The 16,260-nt window shown below is 55.9% G+C and carries 16 protein-coding genes and 1 pseudogene; 6 read left to right on the forward strand and 11 right to left on the reverse strand.

All coding sequences use genetic code 11. The annotated features are described in order from the left end of the window. The first annotated feature begins 155 nt into the window (after positions 1-155). The 4 genes from pfkA (at position 156) to ETG88_RS14125 (ending at position 4,547) form a co-directional block, all read left to right on the forward strand. A complete protein-coding gene (gene pfkA / locus ETG88_RS14110; protein WP_100778363.1) occupies positions 156-1,118 on the forward strand; it encodes a 6-phosphofructokinase in 963 nt (320 codons plus the stop codon). A gap of 212 nt (positions 1,119-1,330) precedes the next feature. Further along, complete coding sequence (locus tag ETG88_RS14115) at positions 1,331-2,320, forward strand: sulfate ABC transporter substrate-binding protein (protein ID WP_102105682.1); 990 nt, start codon at positions 1,331-1,333, stop codon at positions 2,318-2,320. A 105-nt stretch (positions 2,321-2,425) separates the two neighbouring features. Then, the gene (locus ETG88_RS14120; RefSeq protein WP_129035615.1) at positions 2,426-3,169 is read left to right on the forward strand and encodes a CDP-diacylglycerol diphosphatase; all 744 of its coding nucleotides are present in this window, start codon (positions 2,426-2,428) and stop codon (positions 3,167-3,169) included. Between the two features lie 73 nt (positions 3,170-3,242). Next, the gene (locus ETG88_RS14125; RefSeq protein ID WP_129035616.1) at positions 3,243-4,547 is read left to right on the forward strand and encodes an SLC13 family permease; all 1,305 of its coding nucleotides are present in this window, start codon (positions 3,243-3,245) and stop codon (positions 4,545-4,547) included. Between the two features lie 81 nt (positions 4,548-4,628). On the opposite strand, the gene tpiA is transcribed toward ETG88_RS14125, so the two are convergent. Together tpiA and ETG88_RS14135 are read right to left on the reverse strand one after the other, a co-directional pair. Continuing rightward, positions 4,629-5,396, reverse strand: a complete 768-nt coding sequence (gene tpiA / locus ETG88_RS14130) for a triose-phosphate isomerase (protein WP_100778367.1) — start codon at positions 5,394-5,396, stop codon at positions 4,629-4,631. Positions 5,397-5,507: 111 nt separating this feature from the next. Then, positions 5,508-6,098 carry a DUF1454 family protein gene (locus ETG88_RS14135; RefSeq protein WP_100778368.1) on the reverse strand — a complete coding sequence of 197 codons (591 nt, stop codon included), beginning with the start codon at positions 6,096-6,098 and terminating at the stop codon, positions 5,508-5,510. A gap of 112 nt (positions 6,099-6,210) precedes the next feature. Here ETG88_RS14135 and ETG88_RS14140 point away from each other — a divergent pair, with 112 nt between their 5' ends. Beyond that, positions 6,211-6,630, forward strand: coding sequence for a DUF805 domain-containing protein (locus ETG88_RS14140; protein ID WP_129035617.1), 420 nt, complete (start codon positions 6,211-6,213; stop codon positions 6,628-6,630). Here ETG88_RS14140 and fpr read toward each other — a convergent pair whose 3' ends face one another. From fpr to ETG88_RS14160, 4 genes are all read right to left on the reverse strand, one after another. Further along, positions 6,631-7,377, reverse strand: a complete 747-nt coding sequence (fpr, locus tag ETG88_RS14145; RefSeq protein ID WP_129035618.1) for a ferredoxin--NADP(+) reductase — start codon at positions 7,375-7,377, stop codon at positions 6,631-6,633. A 96-nt stretch (positions 7,378-7,473) separates the two neighbouring features. Next, positions 7,474-8,484, reverse strand: coding sequence for a class II fructose-bisphosphatase (gene glpX / locus ETG88_RS14150; RefSeq protein WP_123429946.1), 1,011 nt, complete (start codon positions 8,482-8,484; stop codon positions 7,474-7,476). 99 nt (positions 8,485-8,583) lie between these two features. Further along, positions 8,584-10,092, reverse strand: a complete 1,509-nt coding sequence (glpK, locus tag ETG88_RS14155; protein ID WP_100778372.1) for a glycerol kinase GlpK — start codon at positions 10,090-10,092, stop codon at positions 8,584-8,586. A gap of 21 nt (positions 10,093-10,113) precedes the next feature. Further along, complete coding sequence (locus ETG88_RS14160) at positions 10,114-10,959, reverse strand: MIP/aquaporin family protein (RefSeq protein WP_100778373.1); 846 nt, start codon at positions 10,957-10,959, stop codon at positions 10,114-10,116. Between the two features lie 393 nt (positions 10,960-11,352). On the opposite strand from ETG88_RS14160, the gene zapB reads away from it, so the two are divergent. Then, complete coding sequence (zapB, locus tag ETG88_RS14165) at positions 11,353-11,598, forward strand: septal ring assembly protein ZapB (protein WP_100778374.1); 246 nt, start codon at positions 11,353-11,355, stop codon at positions 11,596-11,598. 111 nt (positions 11,599-11,709) lie between these two features. Here the strand turns inward: zapB and rraA are convergent. The 5 genes and pseudogenes from rraA to ftsN all read right to left on the reverse strand — a co-directional run bounded on the left by rraA (position 11,710) and on the right by ftsN (position 16,258). Further along, a pseudogene (gene rraA, locus ETG88_RS14170) lies at positions 11,710-12,194 on the reverse strand (ribonuclease E activity regulator RraA). A 92-nt stretch (positions 12,195-12,286) separates the two neighbouring features. Beyond that, positions 12,287-13,207, reverse strand: a complete 921-nt coding sequence (menA, locus tag ETG88_RS14175) for a 1,4-dihydroxy-2-naphthoate polyprenyltransferase (RefSeq protein WP_100778376.1) — start codon at positions 13,205-13,207, stop codon at positions 12,287-12,289. Between the two features lie 67 nt (positions 13,208-13,274). Continuing rightward, on the reverse strand, positions 13,275-14,606 hold the full coding sequence (gene hslU, locus ETG88_RS14180; protein WP_100778377.1) for an ATP-dependent protease ATPase subunit HslU: 1,332 nt from the start codon (positions 14,604-14,606) through the stop codon (positions 13,275-13,277). Between the two features lie 9 nt (positions 14,607-14,615). Further along, the gene (hslV, locus tag ETG88_RS14185) at positions 14,616-15,146 is read right to left on the reverse strand and encodes an ATP-dependent protease subunit HslV (RefSeq protein WP_100778378.1); all 531 of its coding nucleotides are present in this window, start codon (positions 15,144-15,146) and stop codon (positions 14,616-14,618) included. Positions 15,147-15,238: 92 nt separating this feature from the next. Further along, positions 15,239-16,258, reverse strand: a complete 1,020-nt coding sequence (gene ftsN / locus ETG88_RS14190) for a cell division protein FtsN (protein WP_100778379.1) — start codon at positions 16,256-16,258, stop codon at positions 15,239-15,241. Positions 16,259-16,260: the final 2 nt, after the last annotated feature.

The following is a 16,260-nucleotide window of genomic DNA, read 5'->3' on the forward strand; positions in this document are numbered from 1 at the left end:
CAGGCCAGCATTTTGTGGATAAATTACCGCCATTGGGTCTGACCTGAATCAATTCAGCTGGAAGTGGTTGATATACTATTTGCAGTATTGGTTGGTCGAATAGACGTCTTCCGGCAACAGATTTCATTTTTGCATTCCTAAGTTCAGAGGTAGTCATGATTAAGAAAATCGGTGTGTTGACAAGCGGCGGTGATGCGCCTGGCATGAACGCAGCCATTCGTGGGGTTGTTCGCGCGGCGTTGACGGAAGGTCTGGAAATTTTTGGCGTATATGACGGTTACCTGGGTCTGTACGAAGACCGCATGGTTCAGCTGGATCGCTATAGCGTATCCGACATGATTAACCGTGGCGGTACTTTCCTCGGTTCTGCGCGTTTCCCGGAGTTCCGTGAAGAACACATCCGTGAAGTGGCTATCGAGAACATGAAAAAACGCGGCCTGGACGCGCTGGTTGTTATCGGCGGTGACGGCTCGTATATGGGTGCAAAACGTCTGACTGAAATGGGCTTCCCTTGCATCGGTCTGCCGGGCACCATCGACAACGACATCAAAGGCACCGACTACACCATCGGCTTCTTTACTGCCCTGGGTACTGTCGTCGAAGCAATTGACCGTCTGCGTGACACCTCTTCTTCTCACCAGCGTATCTCTATCGTGGAAGTGATGGGCCGCTACTGTGGCGACCTGACCCTGGCGGCAGCGATTGCGGGCGGCTGCGAGTTCATCGTGGTGCCGGAAGTAGAATTCAGCCGCGAAGACCTGGTGAACGAAATCAAAGCAGGCATCGCGAAAGGGAAGAAACACGCGATCGTTGCTATCACCGAGCACATCTGTGACGTTGACGAGCTGGCGAAATACATCGAAACCGAAACCAAACGCGAAACCCGCGCTACGGTTCTGGGCCACATCCAGCGCGGTGGCTCCCCAGGGCCATACGACCGTATCCTGGCTTCCCGTATGGGCGCATATGCGATCGATCTGCTGCTGCAGGGCCACGGCGGCCGTTGCGTCGGTATTCAGAACGAGAAACTGGTTCACCATGACATCATCGACGCGATTGAAAACATGAAGCGTCCGTTCAAAGGTGACTGGCTGGACTGCGCGAAAAAACTGTACTGATTCGGCCTGATATCCTCACGCCAACCCTCCCCCGAACAGGAAGAGGGCGAAAGAACGAAAAACGGTAATCTTCGGATTACCGTTTTGCTTTTCCCGCCTGCTGAATATTTTTTATTCCACTCAGTTATAGCCAATCTTTTTTTATTCTTTAATCATTGGTTCGCTTTCTGGCACGCTGCATTCATCAAACACAACACAATGAGAGTTGGAAGATGAATAAATGGGGCGTGGGGTTAACTTTATTGCTGGCATCGTCCAGCGTTCTGGCTAAGGATATCCAGTTACTGAACGTGTCGTACGATCCGACGCGTGAGCTTTACGATCAATACAACAAAGCCTTTGCGGCACACTACAAACAAGAAACCGGCGATAACGTGGTGATTCGCCAGTCTCACGGCGGCTCAGGCAAACAGGCGACTTCTGTCATCAACGGCATTGAAGCGGACGTGGTCACTCTGGCGCTGGCCTATGACGTCGATGCCATTGCTGAACGTGGTCGTATTGATAAGAACTGGATCAAACGCCTGCCGGACAACTCTGCGCCATATACCTCCACCATCGTGTTCCTGGTGCGTAAAGGCAACCCGAAACAGATTCATGACTGGAATGATTTGATCAAACCAGGCGTGTCGGTCATCACCCCGAACCCGAAAAGCTCAGGCGGCGCACGCTGGAACTACCTGGCGGCGTGGGGCTACGCTCTGCATCACAACAACGGCGATCAGGCTAAAGCGCAGGATTTCGTCAAATCCCTGTTTAAAAACGTCGAAGTGCTGGACTCCGGTGCGCGCGGCTCGACCAATACCTTCGTTGAGCGCGGCATTGGCGACGTACTGATTGCGTGGGAAAACGAAGCGCTGCTGGCGACTAACGAGCTGGGCAAAGACAAGTTTGAAATCGTAACCCCGAGCGAATCGATTCTGGCTGAACCGACGGTTTCCATCGTCGACAAAGTGGTCGAGAAGAAAGATACCAAAGCGGTGGCAGAAGCTTACCTGAAGTATCTCTACTCCCCGGAAGGCCAGGAGATCGCCGCGAAGAACTTCTATCGTCCACGCGATGAGGCTGTGGCGAAGAAATATGACAGCGCGTTCCCGAAACTGAAGCTGTTCACCATCGACGAGGAGTTTGGCGGCTGGGCGAAAGCACAGAAAGAGCACTTCTCTAACGGCGGCACTTTCGACCAGATCAGCAAACGCTAATCAACGCATGACACGGTGGCCCGGCGCGAGAAATCCGCCGGGCTTTTTTATTTGGTCATGTTTTTGCGTTACTCTTTCGCCTCTGACGACAACAGGGAACGCGTAATGAAAAAACTGATGGTCTTGATGGCGGTCGCCATTCTCCTCGCCGCAGGCGGCTGGATCTGGATAAAATCCGGCAATCCGGACGCGTTACGCCATATCGTTCTCGACCAGTGCCTGCCGAATCAGCTGAATAACCGCCAGCCAGCGCCCTGTGCGCAGGTGAAACCGGACGCCGGTTATGTGGTCTTCAAAGACCGCAACGGGCCGCTACAGTATCTCCTGATGCCCACCTACCGCATCAACGGCACCGAAAGCCCGCTGCTCACCGAGCCGCAAACGCCGAATTTCTTCTGGCTGGCGTGGCAGTCGCGCAATTTTATGAGCATGAAGCGCGGCGCGGATGTGCCTGACAGCGCCGTCTCCCTGACCATCAACTCCCCAACCGGGCGCACGCAAAATCATTTCCACATCCATATCTCCTGCCTGCGTCCCGATGTGCGTGAAAAGCTCAATGCGCATCAGGGGGAAATCAGCACTCAATGGCTGCCTTTCCCGGGTGGGCTGGAAGGGCATGAATATCTGGCGCGACGGGTGACAGAAAATGAGCTGGTGCAGCGCAGCCCATTTATGATGCTGGCCGACGAACTGCCGCAAGCGCGCGAGCATATGGGCCGCTTTGCGCTGGCGATGGCCCAGCAGTCCGACGGGTCATTTGTGCTGCTGGCAACGGAGCGCAATCTGCTGACGCTTAACCGCGCTTCCGCTGAGGAATTGCAGGATCATCAATGTCATATCCTCCAGTGACCCCACCATAAATAGCGTTTACTCGCGCTGCCTGTCGCCGTAGACTTGCTGAAAAAATCTACAGGAGACAGGTATGTCGCTCTGGTTTGCTCACCCTCTGTTTCTGCCCTCAGCTATCGTTGGTGTCACCATCGTGCTGTGGGCCACCTCGCTCCTGCCGGAATTTATCACCGCGCTGCTGTTCTTCACGGCGGCGATGACCGCCAAAATCGCGCCACCGGACGTCATTTTCGGCGGCTTTGCCTCATCTGCATTTTGGCTGGTGTTCAGCGGCTTTGTGCTTGGCGTCGCGATCCGCAAAACCGGGCTGGCGGACAGGGCCGCGCGGGCGCTCTCGGCGAAACTCACCGACTCGTGGCCGCTGATGGTGGCAAGCGTGGTGTTGCTGAGCTATGCCCTGGCGTTCGTGATGCCATCAAACATGGGGCGCATCGCGCTGCTTATGCCGATTGTGGCGGCGATGGCGAAGCGGGCCAGCATTGCGGACGGCTCGCGGGCGTGGTTTGGCCTGGCGCTGGCGGTCGGATTCGGTACTTTTCAGCTCTCTGCGACCATCCTTCCCGCTAACGTGCCCAATCTGGTGATGAGCGGCGCGGCGGAAGGCTCTTACGGCATTCACCTGAACTACGTGCCCTACCTGCTGCTGCACACGCCGGTGCTCGGCATTCTCAAAGGACTGATTCTGATTGGCCTGATCTGCTGGCTGTTCCCTGGCTCGCCAAAACCCGCGCGGGATCTTGCGCCATCCGCCCCAATGGGGCGTGATGAGAAGCGCCTGGCGTGGCTGCTGGCGGTAGTGCTGGTGATGTGGGTGACGGAGAGCTGGCACGGCGTAGGCCCGGCCTGGACGGGGCTGGCGGCGTCAGTGATCGTCATGCTGCCGCGCATTGGCTTTATTACCGGCGAAGAGTTTTCGGCCGGGGTGAATATGCGCACCTGTATCTATGTGGCAGGGATTCTGGGGCTGGCAATCACCGTGACGCAAACGGGCATCGGCAGCGCCGTCGGGGAGGCGTTGCTGCGCCTGATGCCGCTCGATGCGGATAAGCCGTTTACCAGTTTTATCGCCCTGACCGGCATCACCACGGCGCTCAACTTCATCATGACCGCCAACGGCGTTCCGGCGCTCTATACCACGCTTGCGCAGAGTTTCTCGGATGCGACGGGTTTCCCGCTGCTGTCGGTGATCATGATTCAGGTGCTCGGGTATTCCACGCCATTACTGCCGTATCAGGCGTCACCGATCGTGGTGGCGATGGGGCTTGGGAAAGTGCCTGCGAAGGCAGGAATGTTGCTGTGTCTGGCGCTGGCGGTGGCAACCTGGCTGGTGCTACTGCCGCTGGATTATTTGTGGTTCAGCGTGCTGGGACAGCTGTAAAAAAGCCCGGTGGCGACGAGCGCTTACCGGGCCTGGCATTTTGTCGGGCGGATAGCGAAACGCCACCCGTCACAACGGCAATTACGCCTGTTTAGCGGCTTCTGCTGCTTTAACGATCACTGCGAAAGCGTCAGCTTTCAGGGATGCGCCGCCAACCAGTGCGCCGTCGATGTCAGGCTGGGTGAACAGCTCTGCCGCGTTAGATGCGTTGACGGAACCGCCGTACTGGATGATCACTTGCTCAGCCACTTTCGCGTCGGCTTTAGCAATGTGGTCACGGATAAATTTGTGAACAGCCTGTGCCTGCGCTGGGGTGGCAGATTTGCCGGTACCGATCGCCCAGACTGGCTCGTAAGCGATAACCACGCCTTCGAACGCTGCTGCGCCCTGCGTTTTCAGCACGGCGTCGATCTGACGTGCGCAAACTTCTTCCGTTTTGCCTGCTTCGTTTTCGGCTTCAGTTTCACCGATGCACAGAACCGGGGTCAGACCCTGCTCTTTCAGCACAGCGAATTTCTTGGCGATGAATTCGTCGGACTCTTTGTGGTAAGTACGACGCTCAGAGTGGCCGATGATGATGTACTGTGCGCCGATGTCTTTCAGCATTTCTGCAGAGGTTTCACCGGTGAATGCGCCAGACAGGTTAACGTCAACGTTCTGCGCGCCCAGCACGATGTGGCTGCCGTCAGCGGCGTGTTTAGCCAGATCCAGATAGATGTCTGGTGGAGCGATCGCTACCGCACAGCCGGTCACGCCAGCCAGCTCTTTACGCAGATTAGCAATCAGCTCGTTTACCATGTGGCGGCTGCCGTTCAGTTTCCAGTTACCCATCACTAAAGGATGTCGCATTTCAATTCTCCACGCTAAAAAAGCGAATTAAGGATTATGGCCGCCCGTGAGAGCAGCATGGTCTGTGAATCAGTATAGAGATTTTCCCTCGAAAGGCTTTGCTTTTTGTCATTAATTCGCCCCTCCGAGTGCGTCAGATAGCGCCAGCTTAATCGGTTCAACAGCGAAGGTCAGTCCCTTTTCGCCGTTATCTGCGACCACATAGCGAATCGCGCCTTCCGTTTCAGCGTAGTAGCGCTTGTTTTTGCCGCTGGTCAGCAGTTTTTGCAGCTTTTGCTGGCTCTGTGCTTTGGTCAGGCTCGGGGTGAAGGCGCGCAAAATGGCGCTCATGTACTCCAGCGCTTTGGCTTTCGCGGCTTTTTGCTCTGGCCCCTGAATCGGCAGCCAGGTGATTTGCATGCTTTTGATTTTCAGCGTGCCGCGCTCCAGCGCCGTGGAGGCGTACAGATTTTCGTTAATTTTGCTCGCGGCGCGCGTCAGGGTTGGCGTATCCCGCGCGCTGTCGATGGCGCGGAACTCGCCCAGCGCGAGCTTCGGGTTTTCTTTGTTGAAGGCTTCGCGAAACTGGCTGATCGACTGATCAAAAGATGGCGCGCCCTGCAGAAGGTAGGGTGCCGTTGCGGGGGCATCGGCGGCGAACAGGGAAAAGCTGGCACTCAGCAGGGTGAAACACAGCCAAAAAGGATAAGCCCAACTTTTCATCAACATTGTCCCTGAACGTAACTGTTCATGATTAAAACGATATCTGGTCTGCTTGTCAAAAAGTCACCACTCCAGGGTAAACTACGCGGCATACGATAATAAGGAACCTTACATGACCATACAGCAGTGGTTGTTTTCATTCAAAGGGCGTATCGGACGCCGTGATTTTTGGATCTGGATTGGCACGTGGATTGTCGCGATGCTGGTGCTTTTCGGCCTCGCCTATAACAACTGGTTAGGCACCCAAACGGCGGCGTTTGCGCTGGTGTGCCTGCTCTGGCCCACGGCGTCGGTTATTGTCAAACGTCTGCACGATCGTGGCCGGTCCGGCCTGTGGGCGTTGCTGGTGATTCTGGCGTGGATGCTGCTGGCGGGGAACTGGTCGATGTTGCCGTCAATTCTTCCGTGGGTGGTGGGAAAACTGATCCCGACCGTCATCTTTGTGATGACGATTATCGACCTGGGCGCGTTTGTCGGCACCCAGACCGAGAATAAATACGGTAAAGACACGCTGGAAGTGAAGTTTCGCTGATTACCAGTAGTGTTCGGCAGTCATATGGCCCGGTCGGCGACGCAAGTGTTTGGTCATCTGCCGGGAGTCTTTCAGCAACTGCTGGGTGTCGCGCACCATCTGCGGGTTACCGCACAGCATCACGTGGCTGTTTTCGGTGTTCATCGTCAGGCCGACAGCCGCTTCAAGCTCCCCGCTCTCAATCAGCGCCGGAACGCGTCCGGTCAGCGAACCTTCTGCCGTTTCGCGGCTCACCACGGTCTGGATTTTTAGCTTCCCTTCGTAACGCGTCTCCAGCGCCTGCATCAGCGGGAGATAGCTCAGGTCGGCGGCATACCGCGCGGCATGGACCAGCACGATGTTTTTGAAACGCTCCAGATCTCGCCCGTACTGCAAAATCGACAGATAAGGGCCGATGGCGGTGCCGGTCGCCAGCATCCACAGGGTGTCGCAGTCCGGGATTTCGTCCAGCACAAAGAAACCTGCCGCTTCGCTAACAATCTGAATCTCATCGCCCGGTTTCAGCGCCGCCAGTCGTGGGCTTAATTTGCCGTCTGGCACTGTGACCAGGTAAAACTCCAGATTCGGATTATCAGGCGCATTCACGTAAGAGTAGGCGCGCTGCACGCGCTCGCCGTCAATCTCCAGCCCCAGCTTGGCAAACTGCCCGGCCGTAAATGGGTGAATGGGGGCATGCACGGTGAGGCTAAATAGTGCATCGGTCCAAAATTCTACCTTTGTGACTTTTCCAGTTACCCACTCCGCCATGATGTTCTCCTGAGCTGTTTTCTTACGCTATCTTCCATTCTTGCGAGAGAGATTTCCAGCCTGCTGCGGCTGGAAAGCTCATTAGAACAAATTGTCCTACAGAATGTGCGTCTGTACGTTCGGGTCTTTGCGATCGAGATAGTGAATCGACTGAATGCGGCGGATGGTGCGTGATTTACCGCGAATCAGCAGGGTTTCGGTGGTCGCCATATTGCCCTTACGGGTAATTCCGTCCAGCAGATCGCCTTTGGTAATACCGGTGGCCGAGAAGATGACGTTATCGCTGCGCGCCATTTCATCAAGACGCAGCACTTTGTTAGCTTCGATGCCCATCGCTTTACAACGCGCCAGTTCGTCTTCACCGATACGACGGTTCTCTGCGTTGTCGCCTTTGACATCGTGACGTGCCAGCAGACGGCCCTGCATATCGCCATCCAGCGCGCGAATCACGGCGGCTGACACTACGCCTTCCGGTGCGCCGCCGATGCCGTAGAGGACATCCACTTCGCTGTCTGGCATACAGGTCAGAATCGACGCTGCCACATCGCCATCCGGGATAGCAAACACGCGCACGCCCAGTTGCTGCATATGCGCGATGGTGACGTCGTGGCGCGGCTTCGCCAGAATAGTGACCGTGAGTTCGCTCAGCGGTTTACCCAGCGCAGCGGCGACGTTACGCAGGTTATCTTCCAGCGGCAGGTTGAGATCGATAGCGCCTTTTGCGCCCGGACCGACAATCAGCTTTTCCATGTACATATCTGGCGCGTTAAGGAAGCAGCCTTTGTCGCCGACGGCCAGGACTGCCAGCGCGTTAGCCTGGCCCATGGCGGTCATGCGCGTACCTTCGATTGGGTCGACGGCGATATCCACCGCGTCGCCGTTGCCGGTACCGACTTTTTCGCCAATGAAGAGCATTGGCGCTTCGTCGATCTCGCCTTCGCCGATGACGATGGTGCCGTCAATGTTGACCTGGTTGAGCATAATGCGCATCGCGTGGACGGCAGCACCGTCAGCGATATTTTTATCGCCACGGCCTAACCATTTGTAGCCCGCCAGGGCGGCGGCTTCGGTTACGCGGGAAAATTCGATAGCAAGTTCACGTCTCATCAGATACTCATGCAGTCAAAAGGAATTGCACGAAGTTTATCACAGAGTGGGGGAGGGTGCGGTTTGATGCCCTCTCCGGGAGGAGAGGGCAGATAAGGCTTATTCGTCGTGATCTTCCCACGCCAGAGCGCGTTTTACCGCTTTTTTCCAGCCACTGTAGCGAACGTTACGCTCGGTGGTTTCGATGCCTGGGCGGAATTCACGTTCGATCACCGCTTTCTCTTGCAGTTCGTCCAGGTTCTGCCAGAAGCCAACCGCCAGACCGGCCAGATACGCCGCACCCAACGCCGTCACTTCACGAACTTCCGGGCGCTCAACGCGGGTGCCCAGAATGTCGGACTGGAACTGCATCAGGAAGTTATTCGCAACAGCACCGCCGTCCACGCGCAGGGCGTGCAGACGGATGCCGGAGTCTGCCTGCATCGCTTCCAGGACGTCGCGCGTCTGGTAGGCGATGGATTCCAGCGTGGCGCGAATGATGTGGTTCGAGTTCACACCACGCGTCAGGCCGAAGATGGCACCACGAGCATACGGGTCCCAGTATGGCGCGCCGAGACCCGTGAACGCGGGCACCACGTACACGCCGTTGGTGTCTTTCACTTTGGTCGCGAAATATTCGGAATCGAACGCGTCGCTGATCAGCTTCATCTCGTCGCGTAGCCACTGAATGGATGCGCCCGCCATGAATACCGCGCCTTCCAGCGCATAGTTCACTTCACCTTTCGGACCGCAGGCGATGGTGGTCAGCAGGCCGTTGTCGGATTTCACCGCTTTCTCACCGGTGTTCATCAGCATAAAGCAGCCGGTACCGTAGGTGTTTTTCGCCATCCCTTCCTTCACGCACAGCTGGCCAAACAGGGCCGCCTGCTGGTCACCGGCGATTCCGGAGATGGGAATACGCGTGCCGCCTTTACCGCCAATGTTGGTCTGACCGTAAACTTCGGAGGACTTGCGCACGTCCGGCAGCATGGCGCGTGGGATATCCAGCGCGTCCAGCATCTTGTCATCCCACTCAAGGGTGTTGATGTTGAACATCATGGTACGTGAGGCGTTGGTGTAGTCGGTGACGTGCACGCGTCCCTGGGTCATTTTCCAGATAAGCCAGGTGTCCACGGTGCCAAAAAGCAGTTCGCCGCGTTTTGCGCGCTCGCGGGAGCCTTCCACGTGGTCCAGAATCCACTTCACTTTGGTGCCAGAGAAGTACGGGTCCACCACCAGGCCGGTGGCGTTGCGGATGTACTCTTCCATGCCGTCGCGCTTGAGCTTCTCGCAGATCTCCGCTGTGCGGCGGCACTGCCAGACGATGGCGTTGTAGATCGGTTTGCCGGTTTCGCGTTCCCAGACAATCGCCGTTTCACGCTGGTTGGTGATACCAATTGCGGCAATTTCGTCGGAGCTGATGTCGGCTTTCGCCAGCACTTCGACCAGGGTGGAGCTTTGGGTGGCCCAGATTTCCATCGGGTCGTGCTCAACCCAGCCTGGCTTCGGATAAATTTGTTCGAATTCGCGCTGCGACACGCTGACGATATTCGCGTCATGATCCATTACGACAGCGCGGGAGCTGGTAGTGCCCTGGTCGAGCGCAACGATATATTTTTTGTCGGTCATAGTATGTGTCCCGTAGTCAGATTACAGCGAAGCATTTTGTTGTGTGGCAGAGGTCGTTTCCTTCTCTTCTTCCACACAGGTGTCGCACGGTAAGTGGCGACCAATTAATTTACGATAGCCGAATGCACCCAGCGCAGCCCCTACAATCGGGCCAAACAGCGGCACCAGGAAGTAAGGAATATCTTTCCCACCGGTGAAGGCAACATCGCCCCAGCCGGCGAAGAAAGCGAAGGTTTTCGGTCCAAGGTCACGCGCCGGGTTCATCGCAAAGCCGGTCAGCGGCCCCATGGATGCGCCGATTACCGCAATCAGCAGGCCGATCAGCAGCGGTGCCAGCGGGCCACGCGGAATGCCGTTGCCGTCATCGCCCAGCGCCATAATGACGCCCATCAGAATAGCGGTAATCACCATTTCAACCGCGAACGCCTGCACAAAATTGATATGTGGGTTCGGATACGTGGAGAAGATACCCGCCAGATCAAGACTTTCGACGCTGCCGCGCACCATATGATGCGTCTGTTCGAAGTCGATGAAAAGATTGTAATAAAGCCCGTAAACTAACGCCGCTGCGCAAAAGGCGCCGGCAAATTGCGAAATGATGAAAGGGACGACTTTGCGTTTGTCGAAGCACGCGAACAGCCACAGCGCGATGGTCACCGCCGGGTTAAGATGTGCGCCGGAAACCCCTGCGGTCAGGTAGATGGCCATCGCCACACCCAGACCCCAGATAATGCTGATTTCCCACTGGCCAAACGTGGCACCTGCCACTTTCAGTGCAGCGACACAGCCTACCCCGAAGAAAATCAACAACCCGGTACCAAGGAACTCGGCGATGCACTGGCCTTTTAAGGTTGATGTCTGACTCATAATCGGAATCCTGAAGAAAGATGAATGTTATTGTTAGCGCAGCGACTGAGCGGCCACGATGTCCTGTAGACATGGTGTTAATTTATCGTTAACGAGCAAAAACGAGAAATATCGAAATCAAAATGTGTGTGCTGCGTCAATAAAATGAGCGTTATCGCGCCATAAAGCGCATTTTTGCATCATTTTGCAAATGAGAGCTGAATCATTTCATTAACTAAAGTATTAACAATTTAGGGGTATATGCAGCGAACGCACCAGGACCAGGCCGAAAAGTGTTGCAAACCGCAATCTGCGCGGTGTGCCGCTGGACAGGGACGGCGGCGCTCCATACAATCGACAACTATATGTCGTGCGCGTTTTCGTTAAAGCGTCGCCTTGCAATTCAGGAGAGGTATGACCATGTCATTAGAAGTGTTTGAGAAACTGGAATCGAAAGTACAGCAGGCGATTGACACCATCACGCTGCTGCAGATGGAAATTGAAGAGCTGAAAGAGAAAAACAATTCGCTGTCGCAGGAAGTGCAGGCTGCACAACATGGCCGCGAAGAGCTCGAGCGCGAAAACAGCCAGCTGCGTGAGCAGCAGAACGGCTGGCAGGATCGTCTGCAGGCGCTGTTAGGGCGTATGGAAGAAGTTTAATTCCCCGTCCTCTTTCGCGCCGTAACAGCTTTGCTATCGCGCGAAATCGTCAGGGGAAGGGTGACGCAGAAAAGTAGGCCGGGTAAGCGTAAACGCCACCCGGCTTTTTTATTACTCGATATCCAGCGGATCTTCGGAAGGATAATCCCGGTATTGTCGGCGTAGAGATGGTCGCCCGAGAAGAAGGTTACGCCGCCGAAGTTGACGCGCACGTCGCTTTCGCCGATGCCGTCACCCGCCGCGCCGACCGGAATCGCCGCGATGGCCTGGATGCCTAAATCCAGCTCTTCGAGATCGTCCACCTGACGCACCGCGCCATACACCACCAGTCCTTCCCACTCGTTTTGCACGGCGAGACGGGCAAGGTCGGCATCGATTAACGCACGACGCATAGAACCCCCTCCATCGACCAGCAGAATGCGACCACGGCCGTTCTGTTCGAGAAGTTCATACAGCAACCCATTATCCTCGAAACATTTTACCGTGATGATCTGTCCGCCAAACGATGACCGTCCTCCAAAGTTGGAGAACAGCGGTTCCACGACGTTGACATCTTCCTGGTAGATGTCACAAAGCTCGGAAGTATCGTATTTCATAGGTTTAATGTCTGGTTGCTGCGAATGTGTTCAGTATATCGCGCGAAACGCATTGTTGGCAAAATCATCAATTGTTAATTGATATTTGTCAGTTAACCGATCGTCTGGCTTAACACAATTCCGATGACAAACAACAGGTTAGTCAGCAGCGCGCCTTTTACCGTGCGTTCGAGCATCGGCGGCATCGCGGCAGGACTCATCTCGCGCATCACGAAACGGGCCTGTTTAATCAGCAGCGGCGCGGCCAGGACGAACAGCCAGCCCCAGATGCTGTGCAGTGAAATCAGGTTAAACAACGCCAGGCAGACCAACGCACCCATCAGCAGAGCGGCGTGATAGCGACGCGCGTTGACCGGGCCTAAGCGCACTGCGAGGGTGTTTTTGCCGTTCAGACGGTCGCTGTCAATATCGCGCAAATTATTGATGTTCAACACTGCCGTCGCCAGTAAACCGCAGGCGGTGGCCGGCAGGAAAATGGCCGGAATCAGCGTGTGTGCCTGCAGATACCAGCTCCCCATGACGCTTAGCCAGCCGAAGAACACCAGCACGGAGATATCACCCAGGCCAATGTATCCGTAGGGACGCGTACCCACGGTGTAAGTGATTGCCGCCACGATAGCCAGCCCGCCCAGCACCATAAAGCCGATGAAATCCGCGGTGGTTTTACAGGCCACTGACACCAGCGACAGACCCGACAGACAGATCAGCACCACGGTGATAACCAGCGCGCGCTTCATCTGCGCCTGAGTAATCACCCCTTTTTGCATCCCGCGCAGCGGCCCGATACGGTCGGGTTTATCGCTGCCTTTCACCGCATCACCATAGTCATTGGCGAGATTTGAGAGGATTTGCAGCAAACCGGCCGTGATAAGCGCCAGCCCGGCGACCAGCGGATCGAAATGCCCCTGCCACCATGCCAGTGCGGAGCCAACGACGATGGCAGCGAATGCCAAAGGTAAGGTCTTAGGACGTAAGCTTTCAAGCCACGCCTGAGTACGGCTGATATCAGTCATAGTATTTAGCCAATAAAAATGGGGGCAGTAGCCCCCATCAATGATGATGAAATTACATTAAGCGCGATTATAGGATAAAACGGCTCAGATCTTCATCTGCCACTAACGCATCCAGATGTTTACTCACATAATCTGCATCAATGGTAATACTTTGACCGTTCAGATCGCTGGCTTCATAAGAGATATCTTCCACCAGACGCTCCAGCACCGTATGCAGACGACGCGCACCGATGTTCTCGGTGGTTTCGTTCACCTGCCACGCGGCCTGTGCGATGCGTTTGATACCGTCTTCGGTGAACTCAATGTTCACGCCTTCGGTCGCCATCAGCGCTTTGTACTGCACGGTAATGGAGGCATTTGGCTCGGTCAGGATGCGCTCGAAATCTTCGGTGGTCAGCGCCTGCAGCTCAACGCGAATTGGCAGACGGCCCTGCAGTTCCGGGATTAAATCGGACGGCTTAGCCACCTGGAAGGCACCAGATGCGATAAACAGGATATGGTCGGTTTTGACCATGCCGTGTTTGGTCGACACAGTGCAGCCCTCAACCAGCGGCAGCAGGTCGCGCTGAACGCCTTCGCGGGACACGTCCGGGCCGTTGGATTCGCCGCGCTTACAGATTTTGTCGATTTCATCGATGAACACGATACCGTGCTGTTCAACCGCGTCGATAGCGTCTTGTTTCAGCTCTTCCGGATTCACAAGTTTTGCCGCTTCTTCTTCGATCAGCAGCTTCATCGCATCTTTGATTTTCAGCTTACGCGGTTTTTGCTTCTGGCCGCCCAGGTTCTGGAACATGGACTGCAGCTGGCTGGTCATCTCTTCCATGCCCGGAGGGGACATGATTTCAACACCCATAGGTGCTGCGGCGAGATCGATTTCAATCTCTTTGTCGTCCAGCTCCCCTTCACGCAGTTTTTTGCGGAAGGACTGGCGCGCCGCAGAAGGCTCAGCGGGTTGCTCGGACTGTCCCCAGTTATTTTTCGCCGGTGGGATCAGCACGTCGAGAATACGCTCTTCCGCCATCTCTTCAGCGCGGTAGCGGTTTTTCTCGATCGACTGAATGCGCACCATTTTAATCGCAGAGTCGGTCAGATCGCGGATGATGGAATCCACTTCTTTCCCCACATAGCCCACTTCGGTGAACTTAGTGGCTTCGACTTTGATGAACGGTGCGTTGGCGAGTTTCGCCAGACGACGGGCGATTTCGGTTTTACCGACACCGGTCGGGCCGATCATCAGAATGTTTTTTGGCGTCACTTCATGGCGCAGCTCTTCGTCGAGCTGCATGCGGCGCCAGCGGTTACGCAGGGCAATGGCAACGGAGCGTTTCGCGTTATCCTGGCCAATGATGTGCTTGTTCAGCTCGCTGACAATTTCGCGTGGGGTCATTTCAGACATGGGAGATCCTTACGCTTTAGAGTTCAATTCTTCGATGGTATGGAAGTGGTTGGTGTAGATGCAGATATCACCTGCAATACCCAACGCCTTCTCGGCAATTTCGCGGGCGCTCAGTTCGGTATTTTCCAGCAGAGCGCGCGCTGCGGCCTGGGCGTAAGGACCGCCGGAGCCGATAGCAATCAGATCGTTTTCTGGCTGAACGACGTCACCATTACCGGTAATGATCAGCGACGCGTTTTCATCGGCAACGGCCAGCAGCGCTTCAAGTTTGCGCAGCATGCGGTCGGTACGCCAGTCTTTCGCCAGCTCAACGGCGGCTTTGACCAGATGGCCCTGATGCATTTCCAGTTTACGTTCAAACAGTTCAAACAGCGTAAAGGCGTCAGCGGTGCCGCCAGCGAAACCGGCGATCACTTTGTCGTTATACAGACGGCGAACTTTCTTCACGTTGCCCTTCATGACGGTATTACCCAGCGTGGCCTGGCCGTCGCCGGCAATTACCACATGGCCGTTACGGCGTACACTTACAATTGTTGTCACGAGCAGACCCCCTGGTTACAAATTGGGAACAGATACCCCGAGCCTGTGCTCGGGGCTGAATAGAATGATAGATGGGGGGGATTTTGGGGGTTTCAACCCCCGGAAGCGAGTCGAATGCAGTTTGTGTGGCCGGCGATCTTCAGACGGCTAATGGTCCCATCGGCATTATCTTTGCCTTTGACCGGTCCAATGACCACGCGATTCCAGCCGTTATTGGTGGTAATGCGTGAATCAAATCCTTCGAACGCGAGCTGGGCGCGCACGGTTTCGGCCTGCTCTGCGCCTTTAAACGAACCGCACTGAACCATCCAGCGGCGCTCATCTTTTTTCTCCGCCGTCTGCTTCGGCGCCTCGGTTGCCTGTGCCACCGGTGCGCTCTGCTGTGGCTGCGCTTTAGGCTGCTGCGCGGCGGTATGCGCAGGCGTTTGCAGCAGATCCTGATACGGCTGAGTCGACGTCGCCGGTTTTTGCGTCTGCGTTTTCGGCGGCTGTTGAACTGGCTGGGTCTGCACCGTACGCGTCTGTTGCTGCGGCTGCTGATACGGTTGTTCCGTCACGCGCGGCTGCGTACGAGGCTGTTGCACTGGCTGCGTTTGCGTCCACTGCTGCTGTTGTTGCTGTTGCACTTGCTGCTGAACCTGGCGCTGACGTTGCAGGGTTTGCTGGCGCTGCTGTGGGGTCTGTTCATTCCACGGCACTTCGTTCAGCTGAGTCGGCTGCTGGCGCATGTCGGCCTGCATCTGGGCCAGCAGCTGGCGCTGTTCGTTGGTCAACTGATCGGCGTTTTTCACTTCGCCACCGGCGGAAGGCTCAGTGGGCGCACGCACACCCGGCTGACGGCTCTCCAGCTCTTTGATATAGCGCCAGCGCTCTTCCGGTTTTGGCGGCAAACCATTGCCTACGACCTTGTTGCCCTGAAGGGCTTCAGCATCTTCTTTCTTGTGGTGAGTAATAAAGTACAGACCACCGATGAAGGCCACCAGAACGGCGGCAGCAATCGCGACCATTGCTGGCGAGACAGAGGGCAGGCTACGCTGCTTGCTCCGTGAGGTGCTCTTTTTGCGTCGCGAAGGTGCCGGCTGGCCGCGACGTACATAATCTCGTTGTGCCACTA

This window comes from Lelliottia nimipressuralis (assembly GCF_004115925.1).
In the GTDB taxonomy this organism is placed as follows: Bacteria; Pseudomonadota; Gammaproteobacteria; order Enterobacterales; family Enterobacteriaceae; genus Enterobacter; species Enterobacter nimipressuralis.

What these genes read in the sequence shown, in the direction of transcription:
- pfkA (WP_100778363.1), top strand. Translation starts at nt 156, where the DNA reads ATGATTAAGAAAATCGGTGTGTTGACAAGCGGCGGTGATGCGCCTGGC.
- ETG88_RS14115 (WP_102105682.1), top strand. Translation starts at nt 1,331, where the DNA reads ATGAATAAATGGGGCGTGGGGTTAACTTTATTGCTGGCATCGTCCAGC.
- ETG88_RS14120 (WP_129035615.1), top strand. Translation starts at nt 2,426, where the DNA reads ATGAAAAAACTGATGGTCTTGATGGCGGTCGCCATTCTCCTCGCCGCA.
- ETG88_RS14125 (WP_129035616.1), top strand. Translation starts at nt 3,243, where the DNA reads ATGTCGCTCTGGTTTGCTCACCCTCTGTTTCTGCCCTCAGCTATCGTT.
- tpiA (WP_100778367.1), bottom strand. Translation starts at nt 5,396, where the DNA reads ATGCGACATCCTTTAGTGATGGGTAACTGGAAACTGAACGGCAGCCGC.
- ETG88_RS14135 (WP_100778368.1), bottom strand. Translation starts at nt 6,098, where the DNA reads ATGAAAAGTTGGGCTTATCCTTTTTGGCTGTGTTTCACCCTGCTGAGT.
- ETG88_RS14140 (WP_129035617.1), top strand. Translation starts at nt 6,211, where the DNA reads ATGACCATACAGCAGTGGTTGTTTTCATTCAAAGGGCGTATCGGACGC.
- fpr (WP_129035618.1), bottom strand. Translation starts at nt 7,377, where the DNA reads ATGGCGGAGTGGGTAACTGGAAAAGTCACAAAGGTAGAATTTTGGACC.
- glpX (WP_123429946.1), bottom strand. Translation starts at nt 8,484, where the DNA reads ATGAGACGTGAACTTGCTATCGAATTTTCCCGCGTAACCGAAGCCGCC.
- glpK (WP_100778372.1), bottom strand. Translation starts at nt 10,092, where the DNA reads ATGACCGACAAAAAATATATCGTTGCGCTCGACCAGGGCACTACCAGC.
- ETG88_RS14160 (WP_100778373.1), bottom strand. Translation starts at nt 10,959, where the DNA reads ATGAGTCAGACATCAACCTTAAAAGGCCAGTGCATCGCCGAGTTCCTT.
- zapB (WP_100778374.1), top strand. Translation starts at nt 11,353, where the DNA reads ATGACCATGTCATTAGAAGTGTTTGAGAAACTGGAATCGAAAGTACAG.
- menA (WP_100778376.1), bottom strand. Translation starts at nt 13,207, where the DNA reads ATGACTGATATCAGCCGTACTCAGGCGTGGCTTGAAAGCTTACGTCCT.
- hslU (WP_100778377.1), bottom strand. Translation starts at nt 14,606, where the DNA reads ATGTCTGAAATGACCCCACGCGAAATTGTCAGCGAGCTGAACAAGCAC.